A 15132-nucleotide genomic window follows, 5' to 3' on the forward strand; every position below is an offset into this window, starting at 1 on the left:
AGAACCTGTTTCGTTCGGCTTGTTTCGTTCGCTGCGTCAGCTGAGGAGGCGAACTATACGCCCGGACCCCTGACCCGTCAACACCTTTTGCGAGAAAAAATGAACTTTCTTCGACCGATACGCGCAAAGCGTTGATTTATAATAAAAGGAGCCGGAAGGGATTTTCATAAAAAACGCAAAACGCCGCTTGAAAGCGGCGCTTTGATGGGGTGGCGGCCTTGCTATGGCTTGGCCGCCGCCTGCGCTTCCGGCTGCAAATACGGCAAAAAGGCGTTGACCACCTCCGGCGCGTCCGGCTTGGTGCGGGTGCCGATGCTGATCACCTTGCTGGCGCCGGGCAAGACCAGATACTTATGGAAGTTCCACATCGGCGCGTCGTCGGTGGCGGCGATCAAGTCCTTGAACACCGGTTGGGCATCCGCGCCCCTGACATGCCCCTTACCCGCCATCGGGAAGGTCACGCCGTAATTGGCCTGGCAGAACGCGCCGATCTCGCTGTTGCTGTCCAGCTCCTGTAGGAAGTCGTTGCTGGGAAAACCCACCACCATCAGTCCGCGCGGACCGTACTGCTTATATAGAGACTCCAACTGGGTGAACTGCGGCGTAAAACCGCAATGGCTGGCGGTGTTCACCACCAGCAGCGGCCGATCCGCGTATTGGCACAGGTTTATCTGCCCGCCCATCAGCCCCGGCACGGTATGGTTCAGCAAAGCGGGACAAGCGGCCAGCACGGCCTGCCCCCACAACATCAATACGATTCCCCAGCGTTTCATCGCATCCTCCTTGCCAAACCGGCTGTTGGTTCGGCGCTCGCTAGATATAAGAATAGGGCAATGCGCCCATGCATTGCCCTATCGTCTCATATCGCGAAGGCGCACGCCCTCGCCCTGTCATTCCGGCTGGCTAGCGATGTCCGCCCGCACCTTGTCCATGTCCAGGTCGCGCAGGCTCTGGATCAACTGTTCGAACTGGCCGGCCATCAGCGCGCCGGCCTGATTGAATACCATCACGCCATCCTTGACCGCGATCAGCGTCGGAATGGAGCGGATATTGAAGTGAGCGGCCAGATCGCGCTCGGACTCGGTATCGATTTTGCCGAACACGATGTCGGCATGCTTCTCCGACGCCGCCTCGAACACCGGGCCGAACATCTTGCACGGGCCGCACCAGGGCGCCCAGAAGTCCAGGATGACCAGCCCTTCTTCCTTCATGCTGGCGTTGAAGTTGTCGGCGTTGAGGTTGATGTAGGACATGGCGGCTCTCTTTCTGTGAATCGTTTGGCCCGCCAAGCGGCGGGCTGTATCAGATCAAGATATGAGCGGGCCCATGCCATTGCAAGGGATAGCCCCGGTTGTATTTATCAATCCGCCCGATAGCCGCTCAGCCGATAAAGGGCAAAGCCAGGTACAACTTGATCACGATGGCGTTGACGATGTCGATGAAGAAGGCCCCCACCATCGGCACCACCAGAAAAGCCAGATGCGACGGGCCGAAGCGTTCGGTCACCGCCTGCATATTGGCGATGGCGGTGGGCGTGGCGCCCAGGCCGAAGCCGCAGTGGCCGGCGGCCAGCACCGCGGCGTCGTAGTTGCGCCCCATCACGCGAAAGGTGACGAACACCGCGTACAGCGCCATCGCCAGCGTCTGCAGCAGCAACAGGGAGAAGATAGGCAGCGCCAGCGCCGCCAGGTCCCACAAACGCAGCGACATCAGCGCCAGCGCCAGAAACAGCGACAGGCTGACATTGCCCACCACCGACACCTCGCGCTCGAAAATCCGGTACCAGCCCAGCGCCGACAGGCCATTGCTGATCAGCACGCCGACGAACAGCACGCAGACGAAGGTGGGCAGCTCGAACGCGGTGCCTTTCAGCAGCGAACCGATGAAGGTGCCGCCCAGCAGGCAGACGGCGATCAGGGCCAGCGTCTCGATGAAGGAATGCGGCGTGATCAGCCGCTCTGCGTCCGGCTGCTCGAAGCCGCGCGGGGGAGAGTCGGCATTGTGCTCCGCCCCCGGCGTCTTCACGCGCTTGACCAGAAACCGCGCCACCGGGCCGCCGATCAGGCCGCCCAGCACCAGGCCGAAGGTTGCGCAGGCCATCGCCAGCTCGGCGGCGGAGGCCAGACCGTACTTGTCGGCGAAGGTGCCGCTCCAGGCGGCGCCGGTGCCATGGCCGCCGGACAAGGTGATGGAGCCGGCCAGCAAGCCCATCAGCGGATCCAGGCCCAGCGCGCTGGCCACCGCCACGCCCAGCGTGTTCTGCACCAGCAGCAGCCCCACCACCACGCCGAGGAAGATGCCCACCGTCCTGCCGCCCTGTTTCAGGCTAGCCAGATTGGCGGTCAAGCCGATGGCCGCGAAGAAGGCCAGCATCAGCGGGGTTTGCAACGAGGCGTCGAAGCGAACCTCGACACCGGAAAACTGGCGCCAAGCCAGCAAGGCGGCGGCGACCACCAGGCCGCCGGCCACCGGTTCGGGAATGTTGTAGGTGCGCAGCACGCCGGCATGGGCGACCAGCTTGCGGCCCAGCAGCAGAACGAGCGAGGCGGCCACCAGCGTGCCGTAGAAATCGAGTTGGATCATCGGTAGTCCTATTGTCGTTTTCGAGCGAAAACGCGCCGCTGCGCGACGCAGACAAACCGATGAAGCAGGAAGGCATGGAGGCGCTCCACATCCCGCCGCTTGCGCGGCGAGGCGGCACGAAGGCCGCCGGCTGGCTGGTCGGCGACTCCATGCGGAAACGCGCTTCCTTATGGGAGCAGAGAAACGGCGAAAAAGTTCGCGTAAAAACTTTTTACAATCAATCAGATGCCGATTCAGGCGCGGCTGATCCGCCAGCACTGGTGGATTTTGCGATTGCGGAAATCCTCCGGCACCGACTGCCCGCTGATATCCTGGATCTGGTAATCCTGGCTTAAACGATCGTCGAGCTGGAAAGTGCGCAGATTGTTGGAGAAGTACAGCCAGCCGCCCGGCGCCAGCAGCGCCATCGCGTAGTCGATCAGCCAGACATGGTCGCGCTGCACGTCCAGGATGTCGCGCATCTTCTTGGAATTGGAGAAGGTGGGCGGATCCATCACGATCAGGTCGAACCGCTTGCCCGCGTCCACCGCTTCTTCCAGATATTGGAACACATCGGCGCGCACCAGCTTGTGCTTGCCGAGATCCAGCCCGTTCAGCTCGAAGTTCCGGCGCGACCAATCCTGATAGGTATTGGACATGTCCACCGTCTCCGAAGACACCGCGCCGCCGGCGCCGGCATAGACGGTGAAGCTGCCGGTGTAGGCGAACAGATTGAGGAAGCGCTTGCCGGCCGCCTCTTCGCGCACCCGCTTGCGGGTGTTGCGATGGTCGAGGAACAGGCCGGTGTCCAGGTACTGGTCCAGGTTGACGATGAAGCGCTGGCCAAACTCCTCGACCACGAAGTCCTCGCCTTCGGCGCCCACTTTCTCGTACTGGCTGACGCCCTTCTGCCGGCGGCGGTTCTTCAGCGTGACCGCGGCGGCCGGAATGCCGGTCACCTGCGCGATGGCCGCCACCACCGCGTCTATCCACGCGCGGTACTCGTCGTCGCCCATCTCCCAGCCGGTGTCGTACTCCTGCAGATGAACGCGCGATCCGTAGATGTCCAGCGCGAACGGAAACTGCGGCACGTCCTTGTCGTAGACGCGCCAGGCGTCCAGCCCCTGCCGGCGCGCCCACTTGGCGTAATGCTTGTAGTTCTTGGCCAGACGGTTGGTGAAGGCGCTGACGTCCTGCATGGCGTATCCTCGATTGCTGCAAAACAAACGCGCCAGCCTAGGCTGGCGCGACACGGTGTTCAAACCGGCATTATAAGGCGCTATTGCTCGGAGTACATCGACAGCATCTTGAGATAGACCGGCTCCGGCAGGTACTGGCGGATCACGCTCTCCCAGCCGCGGGGGCCGATCAGGCCCTTGACCATCGTCGACGACACCTCGGCGTATTCGCGCGGCGGCAGCAGGAACAGCGTGGTGATGTCCGGGTGCAGGTCGGAATTGATGTAGCGCATCGTGCGCTCGTACTCGTAGTCGCTGGCGGTGCGGATGCCGCGCACGATGTAGTTGGCGCCGACGCTCTGCGCGTAATTCACCAAGAACTGATTTTCGAACACCTCAACCCGCAGCTTGCTGAAACCCGTGGTCACTTCGCGCAGCAGCGCCACCCTTTCCTCGGCGCTGAAGGTGCAGTGCTTGTCCGGATTCACGCCCACGGCGACGATCAGTTCGTCGAACAGCTCCACCGCCTCGCGTATCATCCACAAGTGGCCGTTGGTGACCGGATCAAAGCTGCCGGCATAGACGGCTCGTTTCAATTGACGTTTCCCTTTGGCTTTGATTGTGTTTTCCATGACGACTGTATCTTGCGTTGAGAGGGGTGGTAAAGAATTTTTTGTGCGGCGCGGCAAAAAACGCCGCGCCGCGCAGGCTGTCAAGAAACGGTCACAACTGACAGTTGATCATCCAGTTGACGCCGAATTTATCACTAAAACAACCGAAAAGCGCGTTCCAGAACGTTTTGTGCAAAGGCAATGTCACCTGGCCGCCTTGGCTGAGGGCGGCAAAAACCTTCTCCGCGGTCGCGGTATCGCCGTCTAGATTGATGGACAGCGAAATCTGCTGGCTGGGCGACGCCGGCCGGTCGGTATCCGAAATCATCAGCGCGTTGGCGCCAAATACCAGCCGCGCATGCATGATCCAGTTCGGGTTGATGTCGCCCATGGACGGCACGTCCTTGGGCGCGTCGGCATAGCGCATCAGGATGGCGATTTCGCCATTCAAGGCTTCGCGGTAGAAGTTCAGCGCCGCCTCGGCGCGGCCGTCGTTGAAATTCAGATACGGATACACATGCATGGCAAGCCTCCGTTCAGTGATGGGAAGGCCAGTGTACGCCGGGCTTGAATGGCAATGAAACGAAAAAGGCCCGCGGCGCTTTGCGCCACGGGCCCTGCGATGCCGATTTGGTCTCAGCCGTTGATCTCTTCCGCGCGGTGGCAGGCCACCATGCGCTGGTCCAGCTCGCGCAGCTGCGGCACCTCCGCCTTGCAGCGCTCATTGGCGTGCGGGCAACGCTTGTGGAAAGCGCAGCCGGACGGCGGATTCAGCGGGCTGGGCAGCTCGCCCTCGATCTTGATCTTGATGCGGCGGTCTTCCGGATGGATGGACGGCGTCGCCGACAACAGCGCCTGGGTGTACGGGTGCAGCGGCCGTCCGTAGACGCGGTCCTTGGCGCCCACCTCCACCGCTCGGCCCAGATACATCACCATCAACTCGTCGGCGACGTGCTCCACCACCGCCAGATTGTGCGAAATGAACACATAGGCGGTGTTGAACTCCTCCTGCAGATCCATGAACAGGTTCAGCACCTGCGCCTGGATCGACACGTCCAGCGCCGAGGTCGGCTCGTCCGCCACCACGATCTTGGGATTCAGCATCATCGCGCGGGCGATGGCGATGCGCTGGCGCTGGCCGCCGGAGAACATGTGCGGGTAGCGGAAATAGTGCTCCGGGCGCAGGCCGACGCGGGCCATCATCGCCCGCACCTTTTCTTCGCGCTCCTTCGCCGACAGATCGGTATTGATCAGCAGCGGCTCGGATAGCTGATCGCCTATCTTCTGGCGCGGGTTCAACGAGCCGTACGGGTTCTGGAACACCATCTGCACCTTGCGACGCATCGCCTTCAGCTCGGTGCCGCTGGCCTTGGCCGCATCCTGGCCGTCCAGGATCAGCGAGCCGGAAGTCGGCTGCTCGATCAGGGTCAGCTGGCGCGCCAGCGTGCTCTTGCCGCAGCCGGATTCGCCCACCACCGCCAGCGTGCGGCCAGCCTCCAGCTCGAACGACACCCCGGCCAGCGCCTTCACCTGCGCCTTGGGCTTGAACATGCCCTGCGCCACATCGTAGTAACGGGTCAGATCTCCCGCCTGCAAAACCTTAGCCATGCTGCTTCTCCTTGGCCAGCAACGGGTAGTGGCAACGCACCGCGCCATGCTCGTGGGCGGTCAATCCGGGCCGCTGGCCGCGGCAGTTGTCCTGCGCGTACGGGCAGCGCGGCGACAGCAGACAGCCGCTGGGCCGGTCGTACTGGCCGGGCACGATGCCCGGCAGCGTGGCCAGCCGGCGCGCGCCCTTGCTGTGCTCGGGAATGGACGACAGCAGCGCCTCGGTGTACGGATGGGCGGGATGGCGGAAGATTTCCGGCACCGTGCCCATTTCGGCCACCTGGCCGGCGTACATCACCACCAGCCGCTGCGCGACCTCGGCCACCACGGCCAGATCGTGGGTGATCAGGATCAGCGCCATGTTCTGGCTCTTCTGCAGGGACACCAGCAGCTCCATGATCTGGGCTTGAATGGTGACGTCGAGCGCGGTGGTGGGCTCATCGGCGATCAGCAGCTTGGGGCTGCAGGCGATGGCCATCGCGATGGCGACGCGCTGGCTCATGCCGCCGGACAACTGGTGCGGATAGGCGGCAAGCCGCGACTCGGCGGCCGGAATCTCCACCAGTTGCATCAGCTCCAGCGCGCGCGCCTTCAAGGCCGCGCCGCGCAGGCCCTGGTGCACCTTCAGCACTTCCATGATCTGGTAGCCGACGGTGTAGCTGGGGTTCAGCGCCGTCATCGGGTCCTGGAAGATCATCGAGATGTCCTTGCCTACGATCTTGCGGCGGCCGCGCGCCGAGATGCTCAGCAGGTCCTTGCCGTCGAAACTCAGCTCGTCGGCGACGATGCGGCCCTGCCCTTCCAACAGGCCCATCATCGCCATCATGGTCACAGACTTGCCGGAGCCGGACTCGCCGACGATGCCGACGATCTCGCCCTGGGCGACATTGAGCTCCAGCCCTTCCACCGCGCGGAACGGGTTCTTCTCCGATCCGAATTCCACGGACAGGTTTTTGATTTGCAACAGACTCATGTTCTTGTCCTCAGGCGGCGCGCTTCAGCTTCGGGTCCAGCGCGTCGCGCAGGCCATCGCCCATCAGGTTGATCGCCAGTACCGACAGCAGAATGGTCAGGCCCGGCAGGGTCACCACCCACCAGGCGCTCTCGATGTAGTCGCGGGCCGAGGCCAGCATGGTGCCCCACTCCGCGGTCGGCGGCTGCACGCCCAGGCCCAGGAAGCCCAGCGCGGCGATTTCCAGGATGGCGGAGGAGAAGCTCATGGTGGCGTGCACGATCAAGGGCGCCATGCAGTTGGGCAGCACGGTGACGAACATCAGGCGGCCCAGACCGGCGCCGGCGACGCGGGACGCCACCACGTAGTCGCGGTTCAGCTCTGTCATCGCCGAGGCGCGGGTCAGCCGCACATAGGCCGGCAGCGACACGGTGGCGATGGCGATCATCGCGTTGGTCAGGCCCGGCCCGAGGATGGCCATGATGGCCACCGCCAGCAGCAAGGACGGCAGCGCCATCATGATGTCCATCAATCGCATGATGGATGCGCCCAGCGCCTTGGGGAAGAAAGCGGCCAACAGGCCCAGGATCACGCCCGGCACCAGCGCCATCAGCACCGACATCAGGCCGATGAACAGCGACAGCCGCGCGCCGTAGATCAGGCGCGACAGAATGTCGCGGCCCAATTCGTCGGTGCCGAACAGGAATTGCGCGCTGCCGGCGGCCTCCCAGGCCGGCGGCGTCAGCATGTGGTCGCGGTACTGCTCGATCGGGCTGTAGGGCGCGATCAGCGGCGCGAACAGTGCACAGGCGACGATGAACAGCACGAAAACGAGGCCGGCGACCGCGCCCTTGTTGTGGGAAAAGCCCTGCCAGAACTCCTTCAGCGGAGACGGATAGGACAGCGCCAGGTCGGCCGTCTGCGCGGCCGCGGTTTGATTGGTTTGGCTCATGTTGCGTCTCTGCTTACTTGGCGTGACGGATGCGCGGATTGGCGATGCCGTACAGGATGTCGACGACGAAGTTGGTGACGATCACCAGCGTGGCCACCATCAGGATGCCGTTCTGCACCACCGGGTAGTCGCGGCGGGCGATGGCGTCGATCAGCCACTTGCCGATGCCGGGCCAGGAGAAGATGGTTTCGGTCAGCACCGCGCCGCCCATCAGCGTGCCCACCTGCAGGCCGATCACGGTCAGCACCGGGATCAGCGCGTTGCGCAGGGTGTGGATGAAGATGACGCGCGCCGGCGACAGGCCTTTGGCGCGCGCGGTGCGGACGTAGTCCTCGCGCAGCACTTCCAGCATCGACGAGCGGGTCATCCGCGCGATCACCGCCAGCGGGATGGTGCCCAGCACGATGGACGGCAGGATCAGGTGCGACAGCGCGCTCTTGAACGCGCCGGCGTTGCCCTCGGGATCGGCCGCCTCGGCCAGCCAGCTGTCGATCAGCATGAAGCCGGTCTTGGGATGGATGTCGAACATCAGGTCCATGCGGCCGGACACCGGCGTCCAACCCAACTTGACCGAGAAGAACATGATCAGGATCAGGCCCCACCAGAAGATGGGCATCGAGAAGCCGGTCAGCGAAATGCCCATCACGCCGTGGTCGAATATCGAACCGCGCTTGATGGCGGCCAGCACGCCGGCCAGCAGCCCCCACACCATGGCGAACAGCAGCGCGGACAGCGCCAGCTCCAGCGTGGCGGGGAACAGTGTCTTGAACTCGGTCCAGACGCTGGTCTTGGTGACCAGCGACTCGCCGAGGTTGCCGTGCAGCAGATTGACGACGTAGTCGAAGTATTGGGCGTACAGCGGCTTGTCCAACCCCAGCCGGTGCAGCGCTTCGGCATGCATCTGGGGATCGAGCGCGCGCTCGCCCACCATCACTTCCACCGGGTCGCCGGGGATCAGGCGGATCAGCGCGAAAGTCAGCAGCGTGATGCCGAAGAAGGTGGGCACCAACAGGCCCAGCCTTCGCAGGATGAATGAAAACATGAAAACCTCTCCCGGACGCGCGCATGGCGCGGCGTCCTCAGACCTAGACATCGCGTGCAAGGAATCCGTACAGGAAAGGTAGAAACGCAAGACGCGCCGAGAAGGCGCGAAAGAGAAAACCGGGTGCCGGACAGCAGACTGGCAACTAAACCACCCACCAGCATTAGCTGCATCCACTGTCGCGGCAGGAGAGACAATAGCAGCGCGCTGTCCCGTCCCGCTTGACGCAGGTCAAACCGCCGTCACCGCCGGCCGACCGTCGTCCCATCTCTAACCATTTTCCTGTGCAGACACTGCCATGCCGCCGCGGCCGCCCTCTCTGCCGGAGGACTGGGTGCGACGGCACTTACGCCAGGCGGACGGAGCTTCCGCCCCGCCGCCGATTACGGTTACGCCTGGTTTGAAACCAGGCTTACTTGACGCTGACGCCGTAGAAGGAGTTCAGGCCGAACGGGCTGACCTTGAAGCCCTGCACCGACTTCAGCATCGGCTGATTGACGGTGGAGTGGGCGATGGTGGTCATCGGCACTTGCTGCTTCACGATCTCCTGCGCCTTCATGTACAGCTTGGTACGCTCGGCGACGTTGGAAGTGGCCTTGCCCTTCTGGATCAGGTCTTCGAACGGCTTGTAGCAGAACTTGGAGAAGTTGTTGCCGTTCATCGCGTCGCAACCGAACAGCACGCCCAGCCAGTTGTCCGGATCGCCGTTGTCGCCGGTCCAGCCGATCAGCATCGAGTCGTGCTCGCCGGCCTTGGCGCGCTTCAGGTACTCGCCCCACTCGTAGGAGGTGATCTTGGCCTTGACGCCGATCTTGGCCCAGTCGGCCTGCACCATTTCCGCCATCAGCTTGGCGTTGGGGTTGTACGGACGCTGAACCGGCATCGCCCACAGCGAGATGTCGAAGCCGTTCGGGTAGCCGGCCTTGGCCAGCAGCGCCTTGGCCTTGGCCACGTCGTACGGCGCGTCCTTCAGGCTCTTGTTGTACGACCACTGGGTCGGCGGCATCGGATTGGTCGCGGCCTGGCCGGCGCCCTGGTATACCGCCTGCAGGATGGCCTTCTTGTTGATGGCCATGTCCAGCGCCTGGCGCACTTCCAGCTTGTCCAGCGGCTTGTGCTTGACGTTGTAGGCCAGGTAGCCCAGGTTGAAGCCGGCCTGGGACATCACGCTCATCTTCGGATCGGCCTTCATCGCGGCGATGTCGGTCGGACGCGGGTAGGTGGTGATCTGGCACTCGCCGGCCTTCAGCTTCTGGTAGCGCACCGACGGGTCGGTGGTGATGGCGAACACCAGGTTGTCCACCTTCGGGCCATCAGCCTTGTTCCAGTAGTCCTTGTTGGCGGCGAAGCGGATCTGCGCGTCCTTCTGGTAGCGCTTGAAGACGAACGGGCCGGTGCCCACCGGCTGCTGGTTGATCAGCTGCGGCTTGCCGTCCTTCAGCAGCTTGTCCGCGTACTCGGCGGACTGGATGGAGGCGAAGCTCATCGCCAGGTTCTGCAGGAAGGCGGCATCCACCTTCTTCAGCGAGAACTTGATGGTGTACGGGTCTACCTTCTCCACCTTGGCGATGTTGGCGTCCATGCCCATATCGGTGAAGTAAGGGAATTCGGTCGGGTAAGCCTTGCGGAACGCGTTGCCCTTGTTGAGCATGCGGTCGAAGGTGAAGGCCACGTCGTCGGCGTTGAATTCGCGGGTCGGCTTGAAGTAGTCGGTGGTCTGGAACTTCACGCCTTTGCGCAGATGGAAGGTGTAGGACAATCCGTCTGAAGACACATCCCACTTCTCGGCCAGGCCCGGAATGACCTTGGTGCCGCCGCGCTGGAATTGCACCAGGCGGTTGAACACGGTTTCGGCCGAAGCGTCAAAGTCGGTGCCGGAGGTGTACTGGCCCGGGTCGAAGCCCGCCGGGCTGCCCTCGGAACAAAACACCAACGTCCCCGCGGCCTGCGATGCCACGGAAGCCCCAGCAATCGCGCCAGCAAGCAGCAACTTCTTGAAAGTTTGCATAATGTTTCCCTTCCTTTGTACAGACTAATTAGTCTTTTCTGATATTCAACCTGAGCATGTCTAGGCTTCGGCTGGTGGGGGATACATTATTCACAGAGGGCGCTTTTGACAAGCGCCCTCTGGCTTTTCATGCGCAATCCGACTATGACAATTCGTAAACGGAAAGTTAACTACACGCGGCGCAATATGACGGAACCCACGGAATAGCCGGCTCCAAACGAGGAAATGACGCCAACATCGCCGACGTTCAAATCATGCGAATGAAGATGGAAGGCGATGATGGAGCCGGCGGAACTGGTGTTGGCGTAACGGTCCAAAATCACCGGCGCCTCCACCGTGTCGGCCTCCCGGCCCAGCACGCGACGGGCGATCAGCTGGTTCATCGCCAGGTTGGCCTGGTGCAGCCAGAAGCGGCGCACGCCTTCCGGCGCGATGTCCAGGCTGCCCAGATGGCCGACGACATGCTCGCCCACCATCGGACAAACTTCTTTGAACACCTTGCGCCCCTGCTGGACGAACAGCTTGTCGGGCTGGCCGACGCCGGTCTCGTCGCAACGGTTCAGGAAGCCGAAGTTGTTGCGGATATTGTTGGAGAACACCGTCGCCAGCTTGCAGCCCAGCACCTCGAAACGGTGCGCCGAAATGGCCGCGTCGGCGCGCTCCAGCACCACCGCGGTGCAGGCGTCGCCGAAGATGAAGTGGCTGTCGCGATCGCGAAAGTTCAGATGGGCGGAACAGATCTCCGGATTCACCATCAGCACCGCGCGCGCCTGGCCGGCTGCCACCGCGTTGACCGCGGTCTGGATGCCGAACGTCGCCGACGAGCAGGCCACGTTCATGTCGAAGGCGTAGCCATCGATTCCCAACGCCTGCTGCACTTCGATCGCCATCGCCGGATAGGGGCGCTGCATATTGGAGCAAGCGACGATCACCATGTCGATGTCGGCGGCGGCGCGGCCGGCGGCCTCCAGCGCCTGCCTGGCGGCGGCCACGGCCATCTCCGCCTGCACTGACAACTCGTCGTTGCCGCGCTCGGGCAGATGCGGCGCCATTCTCGCCGGGTCCAGCACGCCGCTCTTGTCCATCAGGAAGCGCTGCTTGATGCCGGAAGCCTTTTCGATGAACTCCGCGCTGGATTCCGCCAGCGGCTCCATTTCGCCGGCGGCGATGTCGGCCGCGCGGGCCTCGTTGCGCTCGCGCACGTAGGCATTGAACGCCTCGACCAGTTCGGCGTTGCCGACCGCGTGGGGAGGGGTGAACAAGCCCGTCCCGCTGATAACAACCTTATGCATCTTTTTATGTCCTCATCCCAACTGAGCAGGAACGAAAGCGTGGCGGCGAACCCGGCCTTCCTCGGCCCGGCCGGTTGCGCCCGCCGCCACTCGGCGCCCTTGCGGGCGATCTCGCGAAAATATTGCAGCGATTTTACACAGCCGCCGGCGCGCAGGTGTAAGAAATCCATAGCCTTTAATGGCTTAAACCAAGTAAAATGCTCAACTTTGCGACTTCCGGCGCTAGGTTGCCTCGCCAAATACTTGACTATTTTAGTCGGATATTAGGTATAATCTGAGGCAGAACCACCACCCACCGGAACTGAACATCATGCGCCTTACCACCAAAGGACGTTTTGCCGTCACCGCGATGCTCGATCTCGCGATGCGCGAGGGAGGCGGGCCGGTCACCCTGGCCGGCATCAGCGAGCGCCAGAGCATCTCGCTGTCTTACCTTGAGCAGCTGTTCGGCAAGCTCAGACGCGCCGAACTGGTAGACAGCGTGCGCGGTCCCGGCGGCGGCTACACGCTCGCCAAACAGATCTGCGACATCTCCGTGGCCGACATCATCGTCGCCGTGGACGAGCCGGTGGACGCCACCCAGTGCGGCGGGCGCGAGAACTGCCGCGGCAGCCAGCGCTGCATGACCCACGACTTGTGGACCAACCTCAACGTCACCATTTTCGATTACCTCTCCAAGGTAAGCCTCGCCAGCCTGGTGGAAGAACAACACACCAAAGAGCAGCAAACCAAGGAGAGCAGCGTCGTGCAGGACAAGCGCGACAGCTGTAGCAGCTCCCGTGCAGCTGCCAGCAGCGCCCTGTGAGCGCATGAAAAATCTTGCGGAGATTAAATAAATGAGCCAGCCCAAGCTACCGATCTATCTGGATTACTCGGCCACCACCCCGGTGGACCCGCGCGTCGCCGAAAAGATGATTCCCTATCTGACCGGCAAGTTCGGCAACCCCGCCTCGCGCAGCCACAGCTTCGGCTGGGAAGCCGAGGAAGCCGTCGAGAACGCGCGCGCAGAAGTGGCCAAGCTGATCGGTGCCGATTCGAAGGAAATCGTCTGGACCTCCGGCGCCACCGAGTCCGACAACCTGGCGATCAAGGGCGCAGCCCAGTTCTACAAGAGCAAGGGCAAGCACATCATCACCGTCAAGACCGAGCACAAGGCGGTGCTGGACACCTGTCGCGAGCTGGAGCGCGTCGGCTTCGAAGTCACCTATATGGACGTGCAGGAAAACGGCCTGCTCGACATCGACGCCTTCAAGGCCGCCATTCGTCCCGACACCATCGTGGTGTCCGTGATGTACGTGAACAATGAAATCGGCGTCATCCAGGACATCCCGCAGATCGGCGAGATCTGCCGCGAGAAGGGCATCATCTTCCATGTCGACGCCACCCAGGCGCCGGGCAAGGTCAAGATCGACCTGAACACCCTGAAAGTGGACCTGATGAGCCTGTCCGCGCACAAGGCCTACGGCCCGAAGGGCATCGGAGCGCTGTACGTGCGCCGCAAGCCGCGCGTGCGCCTTGAGGCGCAGATGCACGGAGGCGGCCACGAGCGCGGCTTCCGCTCCGGCACCCTCGCCACCCACCAGATCGTCGGCATGGGCGAAGCCTTCCGCATCGCCCGCGAAGAGATGGACAGCGAAAGCGAGCGCATCCGCATGCTGCGCGACCGCCTGTGGAACGGCATCCAGGACATGGAAGAGGTGTACATCAACGGCGACGCCGACCAGCGCGTGCCGCACAACCTCAACGTCAGCTTTAACTTCGTCGAGGGCGAAAGCCTGATCATGGCTATCAAGGACCTGGCCGTGTCCAGCGGCTCCGCCTGCACCTCCGCCTCGCTGGAGCCGTCCTACGTGCTGCGCGCGCTGGGCCGCAACGACGAAATGGCCCACAGCTCGATCCGCTTCACGCTGGGCCGCTTCACCACCGAGGAAGAGATCGACTACGCGATCGCGCTGCTGAAATCCAAGATCGGCAAGTTGCGCGAGCTGTCCCCGCTGTGGGAGATGTACAAGGACGGCGTGGATCTGAACAGCGTTCAATGGGCGGCCCACTGAGCCGATAACAGATGACCGGCCGCGGGGACTTGAATGAAGCCGCGGCCCGCAGGAGAAAAGACATGGCATACAGCGAAAAAGTGTTGGACCACTACGAAAATCCGCGCAACGTCGGTTCCTTCGACAAGGGCGACGACAGCATCGGCACCGGCATGGTCGGCGCGCCGGCCTGTGGCGACGTGATGAAGCTGCAGATCAAGGTGGGCGCGGACGGCGTGATCGAAGACGCCAAGTTCAAGACCTACGGCTGCGGCTCCGCCATCGCCTCCTCGTCGCTGGTGACCGAGTGGGTGAAGGGCAAGTCGCTGGACGAGGCGCTGACGATCAAGAACACCGCGATCGCCGAAGAACTGGCGCTGCCGCCGGTGAAGATCCACTGCTCCATCCTGGCCGAAGACGCGATCAAGGCCGCGGTGGAAGACTACAAGCAGAAACACGGCAAGTAAGCGGAGGCGACTGATGGCACTGACTCTTTCCGAACGCGCCGCCGAGCACGTCGGCGCCTTCCTCGCCAAGCGCGGCAAGGGCCTGGGCGTGCGCCTGGGCGTCAAGACCTCCGGCTGCTCTGGCATGGCCTACAAGCTGGAGTTCGTCGATGTCGAGAACGGCGAAGACGTCCGCTTCGAAAGCTACGGCGTGGCCATCTACACCGACGCCAAGAGCCTGGCCTACCTCGATGGCACTGAGTTGGACTATGTGAAGGAAGGCCTGAACGAGGGGTTCCGCTTCAACAACCCCAACGTCAAGAACGAGTGCGGCTGCGGCGAGAGCTTCAACGTCTGACCCCCCGCCGCCCCGGGGCGGAGCGTTGACGCGCAAGCGCTGATGCTCCGCCTTCGTTATTTCAGTCCCTATGCCTTGGTCCGGACGCAT

16 protein-coding genes are annotated in these 15132 nt (G+C 62.9%); 4 read left to right on the forward strand and 12 right to left on the reverse strand.

Annotation, left to right across the window (positions count from 1 at the left end):
* Nucleotides 1–221: 221 nt before the first annotated feature.
* The 12 genes from VL52_RS00945 to VL52_RS01000 all read right to left on the reverse strand — a co-directional run bounded on the left by VL52_RS00945 (nt 222) and on the right by VL52_RS01000 (nt 12205).
* Nucleotides 222–773, reverse strand: a complete 552-nt coding sequence (locus tag VL52_RS00945; RefSeq protein ID WP_046155327.1) for a glutathione peroxidase — start codon at nt 771–773, stop codon at nt 222–224.
* A gap of 117 nt (nt 774–890) precedes the next feature.
* Entirely contained in the window at nt 891–1253 is a 363-nt protein-coding gene (trxA, locus tag VL52_RS00950; RefSeq protein WP_046155328.1) for a thioredoxin, read from the reverse strand.
* A 127-nt stretch (nt 1254–1380) separates the two neighbouring features.
* Complete coding sequence (gltS, locus tag VL52_RS00955; RefSeq protein ID WP_046155329.1) at nt 1381–2583, reverse strand: sodium/glutamate symporter; 1203 nt, start codon at nt 2581–2583, stop codon at nt 1381–1383.
* 233 nt (nt 2584–2816) lie between these two features.
* Nucleotides 2817–3761 (reverse strand): class I SAM-dependent methyltransferase, encoded by a 945-nt coding sequence (locus VL52_RS00960; RefSeq protein WP_046155330.1) that lies wholly within the window; start codon nt 3759–3761, stop codon nt 2817–2819.
* Nucleotides 3762–3841: 80 nt separating this feature from the next.
* On the reverse strand, nt 3842–4372 hold the full coding sequence (gene coaD / locus VL52_RS00965; protein WP_043149269.1) for a pantetheine-phosphate adenylyltransferase: 531 nt from the start codon (nt 4370–4372) through the stop codon (nt 3842–3844).
* A 91-nt stretch (nt 4373–4463) separates the two neighbouring features.
* Nucleotides 4464–4874, reverse strand: coding sequence for a VOC family protein (locus tag VL52_RS00970; RefSeq protein ID WP_046155331.1), 411 nt, complete (start codon nt 4872–4874; stop codon nt 4464–4466).
* Between the two features lie 113 nt (nt 4875–4987).
* On the reverse strand, nt 4988–5959 hold the full coding sequence (locus VL52_RS00975; protein WP_046155332.1) for a peptide ABC transporter ATP-binding protein: 972 nt from the start codon (nt 5957–5959) through the stop codon (nt 4988–4990).
* Complete coding sequence (locus VL52_RS00980) at nt 5952–6932, reverse strand: ABC transporter ATP-binding protein (RefSeq protein ID WP_046155333.1); 981 nt, start codon at nt 6930–6932, stop codon at nt 5952–5954. The genes VL52_RS00975 and VL52_RS00980 overlap by 8 nt, the downstream gene beginning before the upstream one ends.
* Before the next feature lie 10 nt (nt 6933–6942).
* Nucleotides 6943–7863, reverse strand: a complete 921-nt coding sequence (locus VL52_RS00985; protein ID WP_046155334.1) for an ABC transporter permease subunit — start codon at nt 7861–7863, stop codon at nt 6943–6945.
* Between the two features lie 13 nt (nt 7864–7876).
* Nucleotides 7877–8905, reverse strand: coding sequence for an ABC transporter permease subunit (locus VL52_RS00990; protein WP_046155335.1), 1029 nt, complete (start codon nt 8903–8905; stop codon nt 7877–7879).
* Nucleotides 8906–9317: 412 nt separating this feature from the next.
* The gene (locus VL52_RS00995; protein WP_046155336.1) at nt 9318–10913 is read right to left on the reverse strand and encodes an ABC transporter substrate-binding protein; all 1596 of its coding nucleotides are present in this window, start codon (nt 10911–10913) and stop codon (nt 9318–9320) included.
* A gap of 170 nt (nt 10914–11083) precedes the next feature.
* Nucleotides 11084–12205, reverse strand: coding sequence for a beta-ketoacyl-ACP synthase III (locus tag VL52_RS01000; RefSeq protein WP_046155337.1), 1122 nt, complete (start codon nt 12203–12205; stop codon nt 11084–11086).
* Between the two features lie 310 nt (nt 12206–12515).
* Between VL52_RS01000 and iscR the strand changes: the two genes are divergently transcribed.
* From iscR to iscA, 4 genes are all read left to right on the forward strand, one after another.
* The gene (gene iscR, locus VL52_RS01005; RefSeq protein WP_046155338.1) at nt 12516–13010 is read left to right on the forward strand and encodes a Fe-S cluster assembly transcriptional regulator IscR; all 495 of its coding nucleotides are present in this window, start codon (nt 12516–12518) and stop codon (nt 13008–13010) included.
* 31 nt (nt 13011–13041) lie between these two features.
* Entirely contained in the window at nt 13042–14259 is a 1218-nt protein-coding gene (locus VL52_RS01010) for an IscS subfamily cysteine desulfurase (protein ID WP_046155339.1), read from the forward strand.
* Nucleotides 14260–14321: 62 nt separating this feature from the next.
* A complete protein-coding gene (gene iscU, locus VL52_RS01015) occupies nt 14322–14705 on the forward strand; it encodes a Fe-S cluster assembly scaffold IscU (protein WP_021478299.1) in 384 nt (127 codons plus the stop codon).
* Between the two features lie 13 nt (nt 14706–14718).
* Complete coding sequence (iscA, locus tag VL52_RS01020; RefSeq protein ID WP_021478298.1) at nt 14719–15042, forward strand: iron-sulfur cluster assembly protein IscA; 324 nt, start codon at nt 14719–14721, stop codon at nt 15040–15042.
* The last annotated feature ends 90 nt before the right edge of the window (nt 15043–15132 follow it).

This window comes from Chromobacterium vaccinii (assembly GCF_000971335.1).
GTDB lineage: Bacteria > Pseudomonadota > Gammaproteobacteria > Burkholderiales > Chromobacteriaceae > Chromobacterium > Chromobacterium vaccinii.

Coding starts and splice junctions, on each gene's coding strand:
- VL52_RS00945 (WP_046155327.1), bottom strand. CDS start 773: ATGAAACGCTGGGGAATCGTATTGATGTTGTGGGGGCAGGCCGTGCTG.
- trxA (WP_046155328.1), bottom strand. CDS start 1,253: ATGTCCTACATCAACCTCAACGCCGACAACTTCAACGCCAGCATGAAG.
- gltS (WP_046155329.1), bottom strand. CDS start 2,583: ATGATCCAACTCGATTTCTACGGCACGCTGGTGGCCGCCTCGCTCGTT.
- VL52_RS00960 (WP_046155330.1), bottom strand. CDS start 3,761: ATGCAGGACGTCAGCGCCTTCACCAACCGTCTGGCCAAGAACTACAAG.
- coaD (WP_043149269.1), bottom strand. CDS start 4,372: ATGGAAAACACAATCAAAGCCAAAGGGAAACGTCAATTGAAACGAGCC.
- VL52_RS00970 (WP_046155331.1), bottom strand. CDS start 4,874: ATGCATGTGTATCCGTATCTGAATTTCAACGACGGCCGCGCCGAGGCG.
- VL52_RS00975 (WP_046155332.1), bottom strand. CDS start 5,959: ATGGCTAAGGTTTTGCAGGCGGGAGATCTGACCCGTTACTACGATGTG.
- VL52_RS00980 (WP_046155333.1), bottom strand. CDS start 6,932: ATGAGTCTGTTGCAAATCAAAAACCTGTCCGTGGAATTCGGATCGGAG.
- VL52_RS00985 (WP_046155334.1), bottom strand. CDS start 7,863: ATGAGCCAAACCAATCAAACCGCGGCCGCGCAGACGGCCGACCTGGCG.
- VL52_RS00990 (WP_046155335.1), bottom strand. CDS start 8,905: ATGTTTTCATTCATCCTGCGAAGGCTGGGCCTGTTGGTGCCCACCTTC.
- VL52_RS00995 (WP_046155336.1), bottom strand. CDS start 10,913: ATGCAAACTTTCAAGAAGTTGCTGCTTGCTGGCGCGATTGCTGGGGCT.
- VL52_RS01000 (WP_046155337.1), bottom strand. CDS start 12,205: ATGCATAAGGTTGTTATCAGCGGGACGGGCTTGTTCACCCCTCCCCAC.
- iscR (WP_046155338.1), top strand. CDS start 12,516: ATGCGCCTTACCACCAAAGGACGTTTTGCCGTCACCGCGATGCTCGAT.
- VL52_RS01010 (WP_046155339.1), top strand. CDS start 13,042: ATGAGCCAGCCCAAGCTACCGATCTATCTGGATTACTCGGCCACCACC.
- iscU (WP_021478299.1), top strand. CDS start 14,322: ATGGCATACAGCGAAAAAGTGTTGGACCACTACGAAAATCCGCGCAAC.
- iscA (WP_021478298.1), top strand. CDS start 14,719: ATGGCACTGACTCTTTCCGAACGCGCCGCCGAGCACGTCGGCGCCTTC.